The sequence below is a fragment of the Streptomyces sp. NPDC048436 genome, assembly GCF_043200355.1.
Classification (GTDB): domain Bacteria; phylum Actinomycetota; class Actinomycetes; order Streptomycetales; family Streptomycetaceae; genus Streptomyces.
Window position 1 is genome coordinate 725,483 of the sequence record NZ_JBICXP010000002.1, and the last position, 15,445, is coordinate 740,927.

The 15,445-nt window shown below is 70.3% G+C and carries 16 protein-coding genes and 2 pseudogenes; 6 read left to right on the forward strand and 12 right to left on the reverse strand.

Annotated elements, in window-relative coordinates:
- Positions 1-8: 8 nt before the first annotated feature.
- The 4 genes from ACGFX9_RS09705 to ACGFX9_RS09720 all read right to left on the reverse strand — a co-directional run bounded on the left by ACGFX9_RS09705 (position 9) and on the right by ACGFX9_RS09720 (position 4,426).
- Positions 9-872 (reverse strand): carbohydrate ABC transporter permease, encoded by an 864-nt coding sequence (locus tag ACGFX9_RS09705; RefSeq protein ID WP_393467388.1) that lies wholly within the window; start codon positions 870-872, stop codon positions 9-11.
- Positions 869-1,840: a carbohydrate ABC transporter permease gene (locus ACGFX9_RS09710; RefSeq protein WP_393467392.1), complete on the reverse strand. Its 972-nt coding sequence runs from the start codon at positions 1,838-1,840 to the stop codon at positions 869-871. The genes ACGFX9_RS09705 and ACGFX9_RS09710 overlap by 4 nt, the downstream gene beginning before the upstream one ends.
- Positions 1,841-1,907: 67 nt before the next feature.
- Positions 1,908-3,239 carry an ABC transporter substrate-binding protein gene (locus ACGFX9_RS09715; RefSeq protein ID WP_393467395.1) on the reverse strand — a complete coding sequence of 444 codons (1,332 nt, stop codon included), beginning with the start codon at positions 3,237-3,239 and terminating at the stop codon, positions 1,908-1,910.
- 92 nt (positions 3,240-3,331) lie between these two features.
- A complete protein-coding gene (locus ACGFX9_RS09720) occupies positions 3,332-4,426 on the reverse strand; it encodes a substrate-binding domain-containing protein (protein WP_393467398.1) in 1,095 nt (364 codons plus the stop codon).
- A 202-nt stretch (positions 4,427-4,628) separates the two neighbouring features.
- Here ACGFX9_RS09720 and rpmF point away from each other — a divergent pair, with 202 nt between their 5' ends.
- Positions 4,629-4,799 (forward strand): 50S ribosomal protein L32, encoded by a 171-nt coding sequence (gene rpmF, locus ACGFX9_RS09725; protein ID WP_135332135.1) that lies wholly within the window; start codon positions 4,629-4,631, stop codon positions 4,797-4,799.
- 25 nt (positions 4,800-4,824) lie between these two features.
- Here the strand turns inward: rpmF and ACGFX9_RS09730 are convergent, their stop codons facing one another.
- The 4 genes and pseudogenes from ACGFX9_RS09730 to ACGFX9_RS09745 all read right to left on the reverse strand — a co-directional run.
- Positions 4,825-5,061: a hypothetical protein gene (locus tag ACGFX9_RS09730; protein WP_393467401.1), complete on the reverse strand. Its 237-nt coding sequence runs from the start codon at positions 5,059-5,061 to the stop codon at positions 4,825-4,827.
- A 7-nt stretch (positions 5,062-5,068) separates the two neighbouring features.
- Positions 5,069-5,758: a TNT domain-containing protein gene (locus tag ACGFX9_RS09735; RefSeq protein ID WP_393468325.1), complete on the reverse strand. Its 690-nt coding sequence runs from the start codon at positions 5,756-5,758 to the stop codon at positions 5,069-5,071.
- 139 nt (positions 5,759-5,897) lie between these two features.
- Positions 5,898-6,284: an STAS domain-containing protein gene (locus tag ACGFX9_RS09740; protein WP_393467404.1), complete on the reverse strand. Its 387-nt coding sequence runs from the start codon at positions 6,282-6,284 to the stop codon at positions 5,898-5,900.
- 220 nt (positions 6,285-6,504) lie between these two features.
- A pseudogene (locus ACGFX9_RS09745) lies at positions 6,505-7,110 on the reverse strand (cytosine permease); the annotation flags it as partial.
- Between the two features lie 152 nt (positions 7,111-7,262).
- Here ACGFX9_RS09745 and ACGFX9_RS09750 point away from each other — a divergent pair.
- A pseudogene (locus ACGFX9_RS09750) lies at positions 7,263-8,453 on the forward strand (lactonase family protein).
- Here ACGFX9_RS09750 and ACGFX9_RS09755 read toward each other — a convergent pair.
- Positions 8,390-9,118, reverse strand: coding sequence for a hypothetical protein (locus ACGFX9_RS09755; RefSeq protein WP_393467407.1), 729 nt, complete (start codon positions 9,116-9,118; stop codon positions 8,390-8,392). The pseudogene ACGFX9_RS09750 and the gene ACGFX9_RS09755 sit on opposite strands and share 64 nt — an antisense overlap.
- 186 nt (positions 9,119-9,304) lie before the next feature.
- On the opposite strand from ACGFX9_RS09755, the gene ACGFX9_RS09760 reads away from it, so the two are divergent.
- The 3 genes from ACGFX9_RS09760 to ACGFX9_RS09770 are packed head-to-tail and all read left to right on the forward strand — an operon-like array spanning position 9,305 to position 12,455.
- On the forward strand, positions 9,305-10,915 hold the full coding sequence (locus ACGFX9_RS09760) for an alpha-amylase family glycosyl hydrolase (protein ID WP_393467409.1): 1,611 nt from the start codon (positions 9,305-9,307) through the stop codon (positions 10,913-10,915).
- 53 nt (positions 10,916-10,968) lie between these two features.
- Complete coding sequence (locus tag ACGFX9_RS09765; RefSeq protein WP_393467412.1) at positions 10,969-11,661, forward strand: TetR/AcrR family transcriptional regulator; 693 nt, start codon at positions 10,969-10,971, stop codon at positions 11,659-11,661.
- Between the two features lie 8 nt (positions 11,662-11,669).
- The gene (locus ACGFX9_RS09770) at positions 11,670-12,455 is read left to right on the forward strand and encodes an SDR family NAD(P)-dependent oxidoreductase (protein WP_393467415.1); all 786 of its coding nucleotides are present in this window, start codon (positions 11,670-11,672) and stop codon (positions 12,453-12,455) included.
- Between the two features lie 18 nt (positions 12,456-12,473).
- Here the strand turns inward: ACGFX9_RS09770 and ACGFX9_RS09775 are convergent, their stop codons facing one another.
- Entirely contained in the window at positions 12,474-13,055 is a 582-nt protein-coding gene (locus tag ACGFX9_RS09775) for an isochorismatase family protein (protein ID WP_393467418.1), read from the reverse strand.
- Positions 13,048-14,301: an amidohydrolase family protein gene (locus ACGFX9_RS09780; protein ID WP_393467421.1), complete on the reverse strand. Its 1,254-nt coding sequence runs from the start codon at positions 14,299-14,301 to the stop codon at positions 13,048-13,050. Before ACGFX9_RS09780 ends, ACGFX9_RS09775 begins: the two co-directional genes overlap by 8 nt.
- 148 nt (positions 14,302-14,449) lie before the next feature.
- Between ACGFX9_RS09780 and ACGFX9_RS09785 the strand changes: the two genes are divergently transcribed.
- Complete coding sequence (locus ACGFX9_RS09785; RefSeq protein WP_393467424.1) at positions 14,450-14,740, forward strand: YkvA family protein; 291 nt, start codon at positions 14,450-14,452, stop codon at positions 14,738-14,740.
- On the opposite strand, the gene ACGFX9_RS09790 is transcribed toward ACGFX9_RS09785, so the two are convergent.
- Positions 14,711-15,430 (reverse strand): DUF2470 domain-containing protein, encoded by a 720-nt coding sequence (locus ACGFX9_RS09790; protein WP_393467428.1) that lies wholly within the window; start codon positions 15,428-15,430, stop codon positions 14,711-14,713. The two genes, ACGFX9_RS09785 and ACGFX9_RS09790, sit on opposite strands and share 30 nt — an antisense overlap.
- Between the last annotated feature and the right edge of the window lie 15 nt (positions 15,431-15,445).

A 15,445-nucleotide genomic window follows, 5' to 3' on the forward strand; every position in this document is an offset into this window, starting at 1 on the left:
CGCGTGGCTCACTTGACCGATCCGGCGGTGAGGCCCGCCTTCCAGAAGCGTTGGAGCAGGATGAAGGCGAGGATCAGCGGCACCACCGCGAGGAGCGACCCCATGATCACCACGGGGTAGTACTCGGGCGAGACGGTGGCCGAACTGTTCCAGATGTATAGGCCGAGGCTGACGGGATACAGCTTCTCGTCCGAGAGCATCACCATGGGCAGGAAGAAGTTGTTCCAGATGGCGGTGAGCTGAAAGAGGAACACCGTGACCAGGCCGGGTCCCAGCATCCGCAGGGAGACACGCACATAGGTGGTGAGCTCCCCCGCCCCGTCCACCCGGGCCGCTTCGAGCACCTCGTCGGGGACGTACCCCTGACTGAAGATCCGGCCCAGGTATACGCCGAACGGGTTGAAGAGGACCGGTATGAACACCGCCCAGAAGGTGTCCACGGCGCCGGTGGCCGATGCCATCAGGTACAGCGGCAGCGCGAGCACCGTCTGCGGCACCATCACCGCCGCGAGGACCAGGCCGAAGGCCTTCTCCTTGTGCCGGAAGCGGTACTTGTCGAAGGCGTAGCCGCAGGCGATGCTGATCAGCGCGCTGATCGCGGCGCCCAGGACGGCGTACAGCAGGCTGTTGGTGTACCAGCGGCCGTACAGACCGCCGTCCATCGCGAACAGGTCGCGCAGGTTCTGTACGAAGGAGAAGTCGGCGAGCGAGAAGAAGTCGCTGCTGAACAGGGCGTCCCGGTTCTTGGAGGCGGCGAGCACCAGCCACAGGACGGGCAGCAGGGTGTAGAGCACCGAGATGCCGACCACGGTGTTCACGACGGTACGGCCCAGGAGACGGGGGCGCCCGGCGGTGAGGGTGTCGGCGCTCATCGGGAGGCCTCCTTCTGGGAGCGGTTGGTCCAGCGGGTGACGCCGTAGGACAGGGCGATCGTGCAGAGCAGCAGGATCACCGAAGCGGCTGCTGCGAGGCCGTAGTTGTTGCGGGTGAAGGCGGCGTCGTAGATGTACATGCTGGGCGAGAAGCGGGAGTTGATCATCGGGGACGACTGGCTGAGCAGCATGGGCTCGGTGAAGAGCTGGAGCGCCCAGATCAGGGTGAACATCGCGACCATGACGATCGAGGGGCGCACGAGGGGTGCCTTGACCTGGAGTGCGGTGCGCACGGGTCCCGCGCCGTCGACCACCGCGGCCTCGATCACCTCGCGGGGGACGGCCTGGAGGGCGGCGTAGAAGATCACCATGTTGTAGCCGAGGTTGCTCCACAGGGCGATGTTCACGATCGAGGGGAGCACGGTGTGCACGCCGAGGAAGTCGATGGTGATGTCACCCTTGCCGAGCAGGTCGATGACCGGGCTGAGCCCTGGGGTGTAGAGGTACAGCCAGATGAGGGCGGCGATGATGCCGGGCACCGCGTGCGGCAGGAAGAGCGCCAACTGGGCCCAGGACCGCAGCCGTACGACGCCCGAGTCGAGCAGCAGGGCGAGGGCGAGGGCGCCGATCACCATCAGCGGGATGTAGATGAGGCAGTAGAGGGCGACCACGCCGAGGCTGCCGAGGAAGGTCGGGTCGGTGAGGACGGCCGTGTAGCTGCGCAGGCCGACGAAGACCGTGCGTTCGGGTCCGAAGCCCAGGCCGGGCTGGTCGTCGCTGAAGAAGCTCAGCCAGACCGCGGTGCCGACGGGTATCAGGAAGACCGTCACCAGCAGGATGAGGAAAGGCGCCATGAGGACGCCGCACGCCAGGTGTTCACGGCGGTGCGCTCGCGCGGGGGCGCGGCGGGCGGAGGCGGAGGCATCGGCCGCGCGGGCGGCGCGGGCCGGGGGTGCGGTCGTGGTCATCGGGGGGGTCACCTGCCTTTCTGCTGGTGCTCGGCGGCATGGGTGTGGGCTGTGCCGTAGGCGCCGCTCATGTGCTGTGCTCGGTCGTGTCGAGGCCGAGGGCCCGCAGGTCGGGCATGGTCCCGTCGTGCGCCGCGTGTACGGCGTCGATGAGCGAGCCCTGGCCGCCGCCCGCGCGGGCGAAGCCGTCCTGCATCACGCGCTGGGTCGCGGTCATGCGCGGGCCCCAGACCCAGCCGTCCCGGATGGTCTCGGCCTGTTCCTCGAAGAGGCGGTAGATGTCCTGGCCGGAGTAGTAGGAGCGGTCAAAGGCGGCGCGGCCCACGCGGACCAGGCCGGGAACGGCCGGGTACTGGCTGCTGGTGCCGCTGGAGAGGCGGGCGCGCAGAGCGTCGGGGTGCGAGACCTGCCACTCGATGAACTCCATGGCGGCTTCGGGGTGCCTGCTGTCCTTGGTGACGGCGAAGGTGGAGCCGCCGTGCGTGCCGACGACCGGGCGTCCGGGATCCCACTGCGGAAGCGGGGCGATGGCCCACCGGCCCTTCTGGCCGGGCCTCGCGTTCATCTGCGCGCCCGCGTCCCAGGCGCCGCTGAGCCGGGCGAGGACCAGGCCCTCACCGATCTGCGAGTCGTACTGCCTGCTCTCGGAGGCGTTGGCGAACAGCAGTTCCTCGTCGATGAGGCGCTGCCAGTACGCCGCCACCTTCCTGGTTGGCCGGTCCGCGAGCGAGACGTTCCAGGCGCCGTCGCGGGTGTCGAACCACTGGGCGCCGGCCTGCCACGCCCACGCGGCGAACTGGGTGCCGCCGTCGGTGGGGAAGACCGCGATACGCCGGTCGCGCGCCTTGTCCCGCACGGTGCGCGCTGTATCGGCGAACTCGTCCCAGGTGCGCGGGACTTCGAGCCCGTACCGGTCGAACAGGTCGCTGCGGTAGTGCAGGACCATCGGCTCCACGTCGAGCGGAACGCTGAAGACCCGCTTCTCGAAGGTGGTGAGTGCCAGGGCCTGCGGCAGCAGCTTGGCGCGCAGCCGGTCGGTGATGAGGGAGGTGATGTCACGGGCGACGCCGTCGATGGCGAAGCCGGGGACCTGGGGGTATTCGACGGTGGCGACGTCGGGGGCGTTTCCGGCGCGGGCGGCGTTGCTGAGTTTCGCGTAGCCGCCCATCGCTCCCGACGGGATCTGCTGGTACTCGACCTGGATGTGGTCGTGGGTCTTGTTGAACGCGTCGACGACTTCCTGACTTCCGCGCAGTGCGGACCAGAAGGTGACGCGTGTGGTGCCGCCCTTGGCGCGCGACGTTCGGCCCTCGCTGTCCGAACAGGCGCTGAGCGCGCCTGCCATGGGAACGGCGGCTGTCACGGCGAGCAGGGACCGGCGGCTCGGTCGACCGGGCATGGGGTGCCTCCCGCGGCTCTTGTTCGGGACACGGGAATCCTGATCGCGTGAACGTTGCCGGTCAATAGACCGATCAAAAGAAACTAAAGCGGTCAAACGATCGCGACATGTGTCGTGGATCCACGGACCTTCAACTCCGGCAACAGCTCGACCCGCTGCGTCCGCCCGGCACCCTGCCCTTCCAACTCCCCGAGCCTGCGCAGCAGAAGCCCGGCAGCCGTCCGGCCCACCTCGTGCTTCGGTGGGGACACCGCGGTCAGCGGGGTACTGCCGAGCGCGGCCACCACATCGTCGTACGCCACCACCGAGCAGTCCTGTGGCACCCGCACCCCCTTGTCCATGAGCTGCTGCACGAGCATCAGCGCGTCGACGTCACCGTGCAGCACGGCGGCCGTGGCCCTGTGCTCGCGCAGCCGCGCCGCGAGATCCAGCGGCTCACGCGTACGCCCGACTCCCGCGCCCTGGGCGCTGAGCATCACCGACCAGTCCTCGACCTCGGTCCGGGCCGCGGCGATCTCGGCGAAGGCGGCGCGCAGCGCGCGTGCCGTCGGGCTGTCGTCGCGCGCGGCGAGGACGATCCGGCGATGGCCGAGGGCGACGAGGTGGTCGACGGCGAGATGGATGCCGTACCAGTGGTCGGTGCAGACGGAGTCCATGGCGTGCAGCGCGCTGCCCGCGCGAGGGCGCCGCTCCATCAGCACCGTGGGTACGCCCGACCCGGCGAGCCAGGCGTAGTCGGCCTCCTCCTCGGCGGCGGTACGCCAGCGCGGGGCGATGAGGAGGCCCCGTACACCGTCGCCGAGCACGCGCTCGACCAACGGCCTCTCCGCGCCCTCCACTTGGGGCGCGATATGCAGCGCGACCCGCATCCCGGCCTCGTTCAGGACACCGCGGGCGCCATGCATCGTCTCGTACAGATAGGTGTGCCGCTCGGGCACCATCAGGGCCACTGCCCCGCCGTTCGCCAGGGGTTCGACGGGCGCGGCGCTCCGCTCGACGAGCCCGACCGAACGTGCCAGCCCGTGCCCGCGACGCAACTTACCCTCCCGGGCGAGGTCTTCGACATCCCGGCGCACCGTGATCACCGAGACCTCGAGATCGGCGGCGAGATCGCTCAGCCGCGCCTCGCCCCGCGACTCCACGACCGCGAGTATCCGCTGCCGCCTGACTTCCCTCGGCTCCCGCATGCTGCCGGCCCCCTCGCGACGTACCCGTCGGGTGTTCGTTTGAGCGTTTCCGCTGGAGGATATCGATCGCGGGCCCTGCTGTGTCCAGGACGGCCGATCACAGAGACCAGTGAGAGCACGGAGAGCACATGGGCTTAATTCGAAATGGGATCCATTTTCATATAGCCTCGGCGCCGGACCACCGAGAAAGGACCCCGCAACCATGGCCGTACCCAAGCGGAAGATGTCCCGCAGCAACACCCGTCACCGCCGAGCCCAGTGGAAGGCCAGCACCCCGCAGCTCGTGCCGGTCACCGTCGACGGCTCCGCCTATCTGGTACCCCAGCGCCTCGCCAAGGCCTACGAGCGCGGCCTGCTGCGTCCCGAGGGCTGAGCCTCGCGAGACCCCGACCGCCGCCTCACAGCAGGAGGCGCATCAGCTGCGCGCAGGCCTCTCCCTCGTCCGCATGCCAGGCGAGGGGGTGATGCGTTCCGCGTTCGTACGTTCCGGTCTCCCACGCCCCGCCGTCCCCCGTTCGCCGCAGATAGGCGAAGTCGGGGGGCGTGGGGGCCGGTTCGTGGACGCCCTCGATCCAGTAATAGCCGTCGGCGACACCGGCTTCGCGCAGCGCGGCGGGCAGTCCACGGATGTCCATCGGCGCGCTAGCCGTTCGCGGGCTCGAGATAGCCGTGGTCGAGCAGCCACTTCACGTTCAGGCGCTGCCCCTCGCCCGGGTCCAGGAACACCGCGTCGAGCTTGACCTGCTGACCGCCGCCCGGCTGTCCGAACCAGGGGGCGATGCCGCCCTGCCAGACGGCGAACGGCTTGCTCACCTCGTAGACCCGGTAGTCACAGACGGCCCCGGCGTCACGGGTGTTGAGGTTCTGCGGGGGCAGCGCGCGCTCGGCGTACGAGTCACCGGCCGGGGCCAGGAACGAGCCGTACTCCGAACCGAAGCGGTCGAGGAGCTCGCCCTTCCCCAGTTCCTCGGGGTGCTTGTCGACCCCGCCGTTGACCGTCTCGAAGCCGTCGTTCGGCGGGTACTTCCAGCTGCCCGATTCGGCGGGGCCCTCCCAGTACTTCTTCAGGAAGGCCGAGGGCGAAAGGCCACCCGTGCGCTTCCAGCCCTTGAGCAGCGGGCCGACCGGCTCCTGCCCCTTCTTCGGGAGCCACTTCGGGCCGAGACGGGCGTCCTTGTGGAACTCTCCGGTGCAGGGCGCGTGCGGCTTCGACGCCGATACTGCCGCCGGTGACCCGGCCGGTTTCGGATCCGCCGCCGCCGTCGCGGTGGGCGCCGCGGCCATCGCGGTCGCCACGCCCAGCGCGGCCAGCACAGTACGAATCCGGATCACAGAACTTCGGTCCACTCGGCGACTCCTCGGGTATCCACAGGAAACGGGTACCTGTACGGGGAACGAGAACAACTCGCACACCGTATCCGAGCAGTCGCTTTCAGTGGTCGACTTCCGTCACGCCTGTCCTTTCGTACGCCTAGGCAGGCCTGTTCAGGTCCCCCTCGAAGCCGTCGGGGGTGTCCAGCGCCGCGGGCATCACGTCCAGGACGGTGAAGCTGCGGTCGAGCCGGGTGATGTGCAGGACCCGCCACACGCGTGCGCTGCTGCGCACGAGCCGCAAGGGGCGCCCACGCGCGGTCGCCTGACGCTTCATGCGCACCAGCAGCCGCAGGCCACCGGCGTCCAGGAAGGTCACCCGCCGCAGGTCGGCGACCACGTCGGTGCCCGGCAGGTTCATCAACTCCGCCATCCGCGGAGCCAGTTCCCGTTCTGCGTAGGCGTCGAGTTCGCCGCGAAACGTCAGGACGATCGATCCGTCCACCACACGGTGGCACAGCCCAAAGCCCGGGTCGGACGTGCCCATGGTCCACCCCCAAAGTCCCTGCACCCCGCATACGAAGAGTTACGAAAACTCCAGCGACGCGACGCCCTTGTCGGCGCCCGACGCCGCCGGGGTCTGGGGCGGCACCGCTATTGGCACCTACATCTTGCCCGCTCAGGGCCAGTTCATACCTCCGGGTGGCATCACCGGCCATCGGAGGACGTCTGCCCTTGACGAATTCAGCACAGTAACTCTCCGTATTTTACTCGCTGTGCGGGACGCCGGGCCTGCCTCGCATCAGGAGCCCGTAGACGCCCGACGCCACGACCATGCCGACGGGCAGCGCGAGATCCACACCGCCCAGAGCGTGGGCGATCGGCCCCGTGTAGAGGGTGTTGACGCAGAGCGCGGACGCCGCCGTGCCGGTGGTGAGCGCGAGGGCGCCCGCTCCGTTGACCCTGGCGGTGAACCAGTAGGGGCTACCTGGGGTTTCGTCCGTCAGGGCGGGGCCGTCGTAGCGGTTGCGGCGCAGCAGGATGTCCGTCGCGTAGATCGCCATGCTGGGGCCGAGCAGGATGACGGTGAGCTGGAGGACGTTGCTGACGGTGTCGAGGAAGTTGGACACGAGCAGCGCGTACAGGGTCAGGGCGACGCCCAGGATTCCGTCGACGATGACGCTGAGGGAACGGCGTATTCGGACGCCGGCGGCCAGTAGGGCGAGGCCTGAACTGTAGGCGGTCATGGCGTTGATGGAGATCGTCCCGAGCACCAGGGCGAGCAGAAAGACTGGCGTGAACCAGCCGGGCAGAATCCCCTCCAGAGCGGTCTGCGGGTCGTTCATGTCGACCGCGGTCGCGGCGATCGCGCCGCGGGGGCCCGTGTGACACGTGCGGGGCGCGTGACCTGACGTGACTCCGGTCGCGCTCTTGTCATCGGAGGATTGTGGGCATCACTGTGTTTGCCACATGGATCACCACCGACCCAGCGGATACGGACATGAGGACGGACATGGAGGCAGACATGACCGGTGAACACGACGGACGGCGCGCGGCGGGCGGCTGGGGGCGGCGAGAATTCATCGGAGCACTCGCCGCCACTACTGCGGCAGCCGCTGGGGCAGCCGTCGCCACGTCCGCCCCAGCGGCTGCCGCAGCACCCCCCGGACGGCCCCCGCGCCGCGCACGGCCGCTCTTCCTCGGTACGTACACCAGCACGCCGGGCGGCGGCACCGGCCTCGGGCTTGCGACGTACGACGAAGTCACGGGGCACATCACCGGCACCGGAACTCTCACCCGGCGTACCCGATCCCTCCTACCTCTGTCTCCACCCCTCGGGCAGAACCCTCTACACCGTCAATGAGCGGGAGCGGGGTGGCGTGACCGCGATCGCGCTCACGCCCGCGGGCCCCGAAGTCCTGGGCTCACGCGGCACCGGCGGTGCGGGGCCGTGCCATCTGTCCGTGCACCCCAGCGGACGCTGGCTGCTCAGCGCCAACTATCTCTCCGGCAGCGTGGCCGTTCACCCCGTCCAACCCTCCGGAACGCTGGGCGAGTTGAGCGATCTGGTCGTCCATTCCAGTCCGCCACCCGGCCCGGGACAGGACGGGCCGCACGCCCATCAGATCGTGACCAGTCCGGACGGCGGGCACCTCCTCGCCGTCGACCTGGGCAACGACACCGTCTACAGCTACCGCCTCGACATGAGGAAAGGGACGCTGACCCAGGTCTCGTACGCCACCCTGCGACCGGGCGCGGGGCCGCGCCACCTCACCTTCCACCCCTCCGGGCGCTTCGCCTATCTGGCCAACGAGCTCGACAACACGGTGGTCGTCTGCGCGTACGACCCCATGAGCGGACGGCTGACTCCCGGATCGCCGCAGCCCACCGGCGCACCGGTGAAGGCACCAGCTATCCGGCGCAGTTGGCCGTCACGCCCGAGGGCAGCTTCGCCTTTCTCGCCAACCGCGGGCACAACAGCCTTACGCGGTACGCCATCGAGGCGGGCGGTGCCCGGTTGCGGCTGCTCGACACCGTTCCCGCCGGCGGGGACTTCCCCCGCCACATCGCCCTCTCACCGTCCGGACGACTCCTGTTCACGGCCAACCAGAAGTCGGGTTCGGTGAGCGTCTTCCAGGTGGGGAAGAGCGGTCAACTGCGCCTGACAGGAGAGCCGTTCGCCGCCCCGGTGGCGGTATGCGCGCTGCCGCTCTGAGGCCCGTACAGCTCGGCGGCCGACGGCGTGCGTGCTCCTTGCCGGTCAGGTGTGGTGTAGGCGAAGTTCAGCACCGTACGACGGACGCCCGGCCTGCGCAGCGCGGTGACGCGGTGCGCCGTGGTGTCGGCCCGCAGGAGATAGCCGTCGCCGCGCTGATGATGCGCCCGGTCGGCGGTGGTGTGCAGAGCGCCGAGGGCTGCCGTTCGCGGGGCGTAGTGCAGCAGACCGCCGTCGGCGGGGTCGGCGGGGGCTTCGATGAAGAGCACCAGGGCCAGGGGGTAGTCGTCGGTGTGGGCGCCATGGGTGTCGCCGGGGCGGTGCAGGATGTTCAGGACGTGTCGCTCCAGGAGGTCGGCGACCTCGACCGCCGGAAGGGCTGCGACCCTGCCGAGCCAGGCAAGGAGGTCGCTGTCGCGGTACAGGCGTGGGATCAGGGTGGATTCCCTGGCGATGGTGTGGCCGCCGAGGGTGGTCATGTGGCGGGGCGAGCCGTCCGTCGACGCCATGGCGAGGTCCCGGCGCACGGCCCGCTTCTCCAACCGCTCGGCCTCGCACGTCAGTTCCTCCAGCAGATGCGGCGGGATGAGCGACGGCAGTCGCAGATATCCCTCGGCGGCGAAGTGATCGCTCAGCCGCGGGGTGTGGCCGGGTAAGGAGAGCACCGTGCCGACCTACCCCCGCCCGGCCGGGGACAACCGCCGGGCGCGCCTCGTCCGAGCCGTGACCGCGCGTGGCGCGTGCTGGACGGAGTTCCGCATCCACGTGACCCTGAACAGTGCCACCCCGCCACCGTCACGTACTGATCCACCACAGCCGCGAACGTACGAGAGAAGGGCCGCACCCGCCTCATGACTTCGTTCCGCCCCGCCCCCGCCTGGCTCTCCGACGCCGTCTTCTACCAGATCTACCCGCAGTCCTTCGCCGACTCCGACGGCGACGGCATCGGCGACTTCAACGGCATCACCGCGCATCTGGACCATCTGGCCTGGCTGGGGGTCAACGCCGTCTGGATCAACCCCTGCTTCGCCTCGCCGTTCCGCGACGCCGGGTACGACGTCTGCGACTACCTCTCCCTCGCGCCCCGTTACGGCACGGACGACGACCTGGCCCGACTGGTGGAGAAGGCGGGGCGGCGGGGTATCCGGGTCCTGCTCGACCTGGTGGCCGGGCACACATCGGACCAGCACCCGTGGTTCACCGCCTCGGCCGACGATCCCGACGACCACCGCTATATCTGGGCGCCCGAGGGCTGCCCGGACGGTTTCGTACGCTCCCCGGGGAGCCGCCCCGGCGCGTATCTGCCGAACTTCTTCGACTCCCAGCCCGCCCTCAACTTCGGCTACGCGCGCATGGACCCGGCCGAGCCATGGCGCCTGCCCGTTGACGCCGAGGGACCGCGCGCCAACCGTGCCGCACTGCGCGACATCATGGACCACTGGCTGCGCCTCGGCCTCGCCGGGTTCCGCGTCGACATGGCGCACTCCCTCGTCAAGGACGACCCGGACCGCGGTGCGACGGCCAGGGTGTGGACTGAGTCGCGCGGCTGGCTCGACGCGGCCCACCCGGACGCCGTACTGCTCTCGGAGTGGGGCGATCCGGCGGTCTCCGTCCCCGCCGGATTCCACGCCGACTTCTTCCTCCAGTTCGGCGGCCCCACCAACGGCGGCCCCATGCGCTCCCTGTGGAACAACCGCCAGGGCACCGACGCCGAGGAGTGGGACCCCGTCGACTGCTTCTTCGACCCGGACGGCAAGGGCTCTCCCCGTACGTTCGTCGAGGCGTGGGAGGCGGCCCGCGAGGCCATCGCCGGTGCCGGGCACGTCTCGCTGCCGACCTCCAACCACGACTTCTCGCGCCTCAACTGCGGCCCGCGCACCGCCGAGCAGCTCCCGGCGGCCTTCGCCTTCCAGCTCACCTGGCCCACGCTCCCGGCGATCTACTACGGCGACGAGATCGGCATGCGCTATATCCCGGGCCTGCCCGACACCGAGGGCAGCGTCCTTGGCCCGCACTACAACCGGGCGGGTTCCCGCACCCCCATGCAGTGGGACGACAGCCCAGGTGCCGGTTTCTCCACCGCCCCCGCCGCCCGCTTCTACCTCCCCCTCGACCCCGATCCGCGGCGGCCCGACGTCGCAGCCCAGCGCGCCGACGAGAGTTCCCTGCTGCACCTCGTGCACCGCCTGATCGCCCTGCGCAAGGCCACCCCCGGCCTCGGTCCTGACGGCTCGGTGGAAGTGCTGCACAGCGGCTATCCATTCGTGTACGTCAGGGGCGGGCGCCATCTCGTGGTGATCAATCCCCGGAGCGCACCGGCGGCTTTCACCACCGACGTCGTGGCCGGTGAGGGTCCGCGCGCGCTGGAGGCGGCGGGCGTGGACGCCGAGAACGGCGTGGTCACGGCGAGCGGATTCGCGTACGGCGTCTTCGAGCTGGCCCCTACTGCGGGACCTGTTTAAGTCCCGGGGGGACAGATGTCCCATCGGGACATTGCGGGTGTACAGTCGAAGACATGAACAAGGCGACGGACTCCCGCCAAGACGCCCCGGCCACCGATCGGAGCGGCGAGGACCGCAGACAGCGCAAGGCCCGGCAGACCCGGGAAGCGCTGGCCGAAGCGGCCATCGACCTGATCCTGGAGCACGGCCTCGCGGCCGTCACCGTGGAGGCCATCGCCGAGCGCGCCGACGTCACGCGCCGCACCTTCAGCCGGCACTTCGGCGGCAAGGAGGCCGCGGCGCTCGACTTCACCCGCGCCGACGGCGACCGCATCAACGCCGCCCTGCGCACCCGCCCCGCCGACGAGCCCCCACTGGCCGCCTATCAGGCGGCCGTGCGGGAGTGGCTCGCCGACCCGGAGGGCCCTGGCATGCACCGACGGCCCCAACGCCCCGCGCTGCTCGCGCTCGTCGACACGGAGCCCGCGCTGTTCGCCGCGTACGAACGCGTCCGGGTCGACGCCCAGGACGAGTCCGTCCGCATCATCGCCGACCGGCTCGGCACCGACCCCGCCCGGGACCAGCGCCCGGCCGTCGTCGTCGGCGCCGCCGCCGGAGTCCTGACCGCGGCCCTGCGCAGCTGGGCGCGTGGCGGACACGAAAACGGCACCGACGACGCAGACCTCGCCGCACATGTGGAGCGGGCTTACGCCGTCCTGACCGGGGAGGCCGCCCTCGCGGCCCCCCACATCGCCACAGGAAAGTGAAGAGCACCATGAGCACCGCCCCCACCACCACCGTCCCCGACTACGCCACCGAGTTCGCGGGCAAGACCGCCCTGGTCACGGGCGCCGCCTCCGGCATCGGCCTGGCCACCGCCCGCCGCGTGGGCAGGGGCGGAGCCAACGTCGTCATCGCCGACTTCAACGCCGAGGGCGCCGAGAAGGCAGCCGCCGAGCTGAACGCGGAGGGCATCAAGGCCGCGGCCGTCGCGCTCGACGTCACGCAGCCCGCGTTGGTGGAGGCCGCCGTGCGGTTCACCGTCGACACGTTCGGCGGGCTCGACCTCGCGGTGAACAACGCGGGCATCGGCGGCGAGAGCAAGCCGACAGGCGCGTACGACATCGATGTCTACAACCGCGTCGTGCGCACGAACCTCGACGGCGTCTTCTACTCGATGCGTTACGAGCTGCCCGTCCTGGAAGCGGCCGGCACGGGCGCCATCGTGAATGTCGCCTCGATACTCGGCTCCGTCGGCTTCGCGGGCTCCCCCGCCTACGTCGCCGCCAAGCACGGCGTCGTCGGCCTCACCAAGACCGCAGCCGCCGAGTACGCCGCCAAGGGCATCCGCGTCAACGCGGTCGGCCCCGACTTCATCGAGACCCCGCTGCTGCAGTCCATGGACAAGGAGGCGTACGACGCTCTCGTCTCTCTGCACCCGGCGGGCCGCCTCGGTCACTCCGAGGAGGTCGCCGAGCTGATCGTCTTCCTGCTCTCCGAGCGGGCCTCGTTCATCCACGGCAGCTACCACCTGGTGGACGGCGCCTACACCGCCCGCTGACCCGCCCGGCTCCCCCGGCTACGGCTTGGTGAAGTCGACGTCCTGGGCCCTCGCGACGATCTCGACCTCGTCGCCGAGGGCCCATTCGGCTACCCGCGACACCACCGACGCCGGGACCATGTCGCTGATGCCCTCGGCGGCCGGGATGTCCTGCGTCGCGTGCGCGTCGTGCGGCAGGACCACACGGAAGTCCAGCTCAAGGGCCGTACGCGCGGTCGCCGACACGCACATCTCGGACATCACTCCGCAGAGGGCGAGGTCGCTCACGCCCGAATCGGCGAGCAGTTCACGCAGCCGGGTTCCCTCGAAGCCGTCGTCGACGGTCTTGCGGATGACGACCTCCCCACGGTCGGCGTCCATGGGGAGGTGGAGCTCCCAGCCGGGCGTGCCGGGTTCGTCGTCGCTTCCCGGCCCGCCGTCGTTCTGGAGCTGGACGACCAGCGCTCCGGCGGCCCGGGCCCGGGTCATCAGGTCCGTCGTGCGGTCGAGGACTCGGGCCGCTTCGGGGACGGCGCCGTCGCCCGTGACGAAGGCGGACTGCATGTCGACCACGATCAGGGCCTGGACGGGGTGCGTGGGGTGTGACGTTCTCTCACTCATGGTCGACCATCCTGCCGTTCGCCATGATCATCCGTACATCCCCCAGGGCGGCCACATCCGCGAGCGGGTCGCCGTGCACCGCGATCAGGTCGGCGCGGTATCCGGCCGCCAGGCGTCCGATGTGGTCGGCGATGCCGAGGGCGTCGGCGGCCTCCGTTGTCGCCATGTCGACGATCCGGTGCGGCTCGATCCCCAGGTGCTGGTAGAAACCGAGGCTCTGGGCCAGGCCGTCGCAGCCCGCGCGCTGGACGCCCGCGTCCGTCCCGGCGATCAGCCGTGCGCCGTGTTCCGCCATCGTGCGCACCTGCTCGAACATCGCCTCGGCCCGTTCGGCGCCGAAGAACATGGGCAGCATCCGCCAGTTCGGGCTGATCGTGGGGCAGACCCTGATGCCTCTGGCGACGATGGTGTCCAGGACGTCCTCGCGCAGGTCAAACCCCTTGCGCGTCATCCAGGTGCAGTGCTCGATGGTGTCGACGCCCGCCATCACGGCGGCCACGATCCCGGCGGTGCCGTGTCCATGGGCGGCGACCGGCAGTCCGGCCCGGTGCGCCTCGCGGACGACCACGCGGATCTCGGGGGCGCCGAACTGGGCCTGCCAGGTGGCGGGGCCGCCCCGGGTGAGGCCGCCGCCGGTGGCCATGACCTTGATGACGTCGGCGCCGAGCTCGGCGTTGCGCCGCACGAGGGCCCGGATCTCGTCCTCACCCTCGACCTCGCCGCCCAGGAACCAGCAGTGGCCGCCCTTGGTGGTCAGCGGTGTGGTGGCGGCGACGACCCGGGGGCCAGGCACCCGGGCCGCGGCGATCGCCTCGCGCAGCCGCAGGGTGAGACGCCCGCGGTCACCCAGATCGCGCACGGTGGTGACGCCGCTGCGCAGGAACGTGAGCGCCCGCTCCTCCATCGCCGTCATGAGCGTGGTGTCACTGTGCGCGTCCAGGACGGCGACGGGGTCCTTGCTCGCGTCGAAGACCAGGTGGACGTGGGCGTCGATGAGCCCGGGAAGCACCGTGGCGTCGGGCAGGGTGTACCGCCGCGACACGCCACGCGCCAAGGGCTCGATCTCCGTCCGGGAGCCGACGGCGACGATGTCCGCGCCCTGGGTCAGTACGGCTCCGTCCAGGACGTGCTCGCCACGCGGCCCGGTGAGGACCCGCCCTGCCGTGATCAACGTCTGGCTCATCTCGGCCTTTCCCGGAAGGAGTTGGAGGAGCTGGCGGTGATGCCGGCCTCCATCGTCCGTCATGGGAGGGCAGGAAGGGATGTCCTGAGCGAGGTGTTCGGGATGTTCCGGCGGCCCGCGCCGAACGGAATGCCGCGGGGGCACGGCCTCCGCCGGGTGCGCTTAGCCTGGGCGGAGCGCCCGAACACCGCAGGACGGAGGTCAGGGTCTGATGAGTACGGAAGTCAAGGTCCTCCTCGTCATCGGCGCGGTCCTGGTGGCCGCCACACTCGCGGTCGCGATCGCGCTGCTCGTACGTCTGGTCCGTACGCGCCGCGCGCTGCGCAGAGCGGGTCTTCCGGTCGAGCGCCAGTGGGTGTTCTGGGGTGCGGTCGCCTATCTCGTCCTGCCCGCCGATCTGCTGCCCGATCCGATATTCCTCGACGACATCGGGGTGCTCGTGCTCGCGCTGCGTTCCATGCGGGCGACGGACTCAGGCGTCGGGGGGCGTGGGGCGCAGTAGGGGGCGGCGCAGCTGCCGCGCCTTCGTGAGGAGGATGTGCATGCGCTCGGTCACCTGGGAGAGGTTCTCGACGGGTTCGTCGAACGTGAGGCGGACGTCCGCCTGGCTGCGCGCCCGTTCAAGGCGCAGGGTGAGCCCGTAGCGGTCGATGGCGAGCGGCTTCACCCGTACGACGCCGTGCAGGCTGTCCGCGCCGACGAGCCGGGTCAGCTGCTCGACCGCGTCCTCGTGCGCGTCGGCGAGGTGGGTGAGCAGCCGCGCCTCCGCGTCGGCCAGGGGATCGGGCACCGCGTGGGCGAGTTCGTCCAGCTCGATGCCGATGCGCCCGCCGGTGGAGTCGTGCAGTACGGCGCAGGTCGGAGCGAAGATGAACTGCTCGCCGTCGGGCACCAGTGACCCCGAGAGCCACAGCCTGGCCCGGATCCGGTCCCTGACCGGCACGGGGGCCACATCGGCGAACTCCACCAGGGTGGAGGGCTCTCCGCGTGGCGCGCAGATCATGGCGGTGGCCAGCGCGCTGTCGGGCGGAGGTGACAGCAGGACGATGCCCTCCGGTGTGACGCTGTGCGCGCCGACGAGTTCATCCCTGCCGATCTCCGTGGTCACCGCGCAGGACCAGGCGGTGGCGAGCATCGAGCGGGCATGTGCCGCTGCGGTGGGCACGGTCGTGCCGGCGTGACGGACACCCATGTTCAACCTCCATTA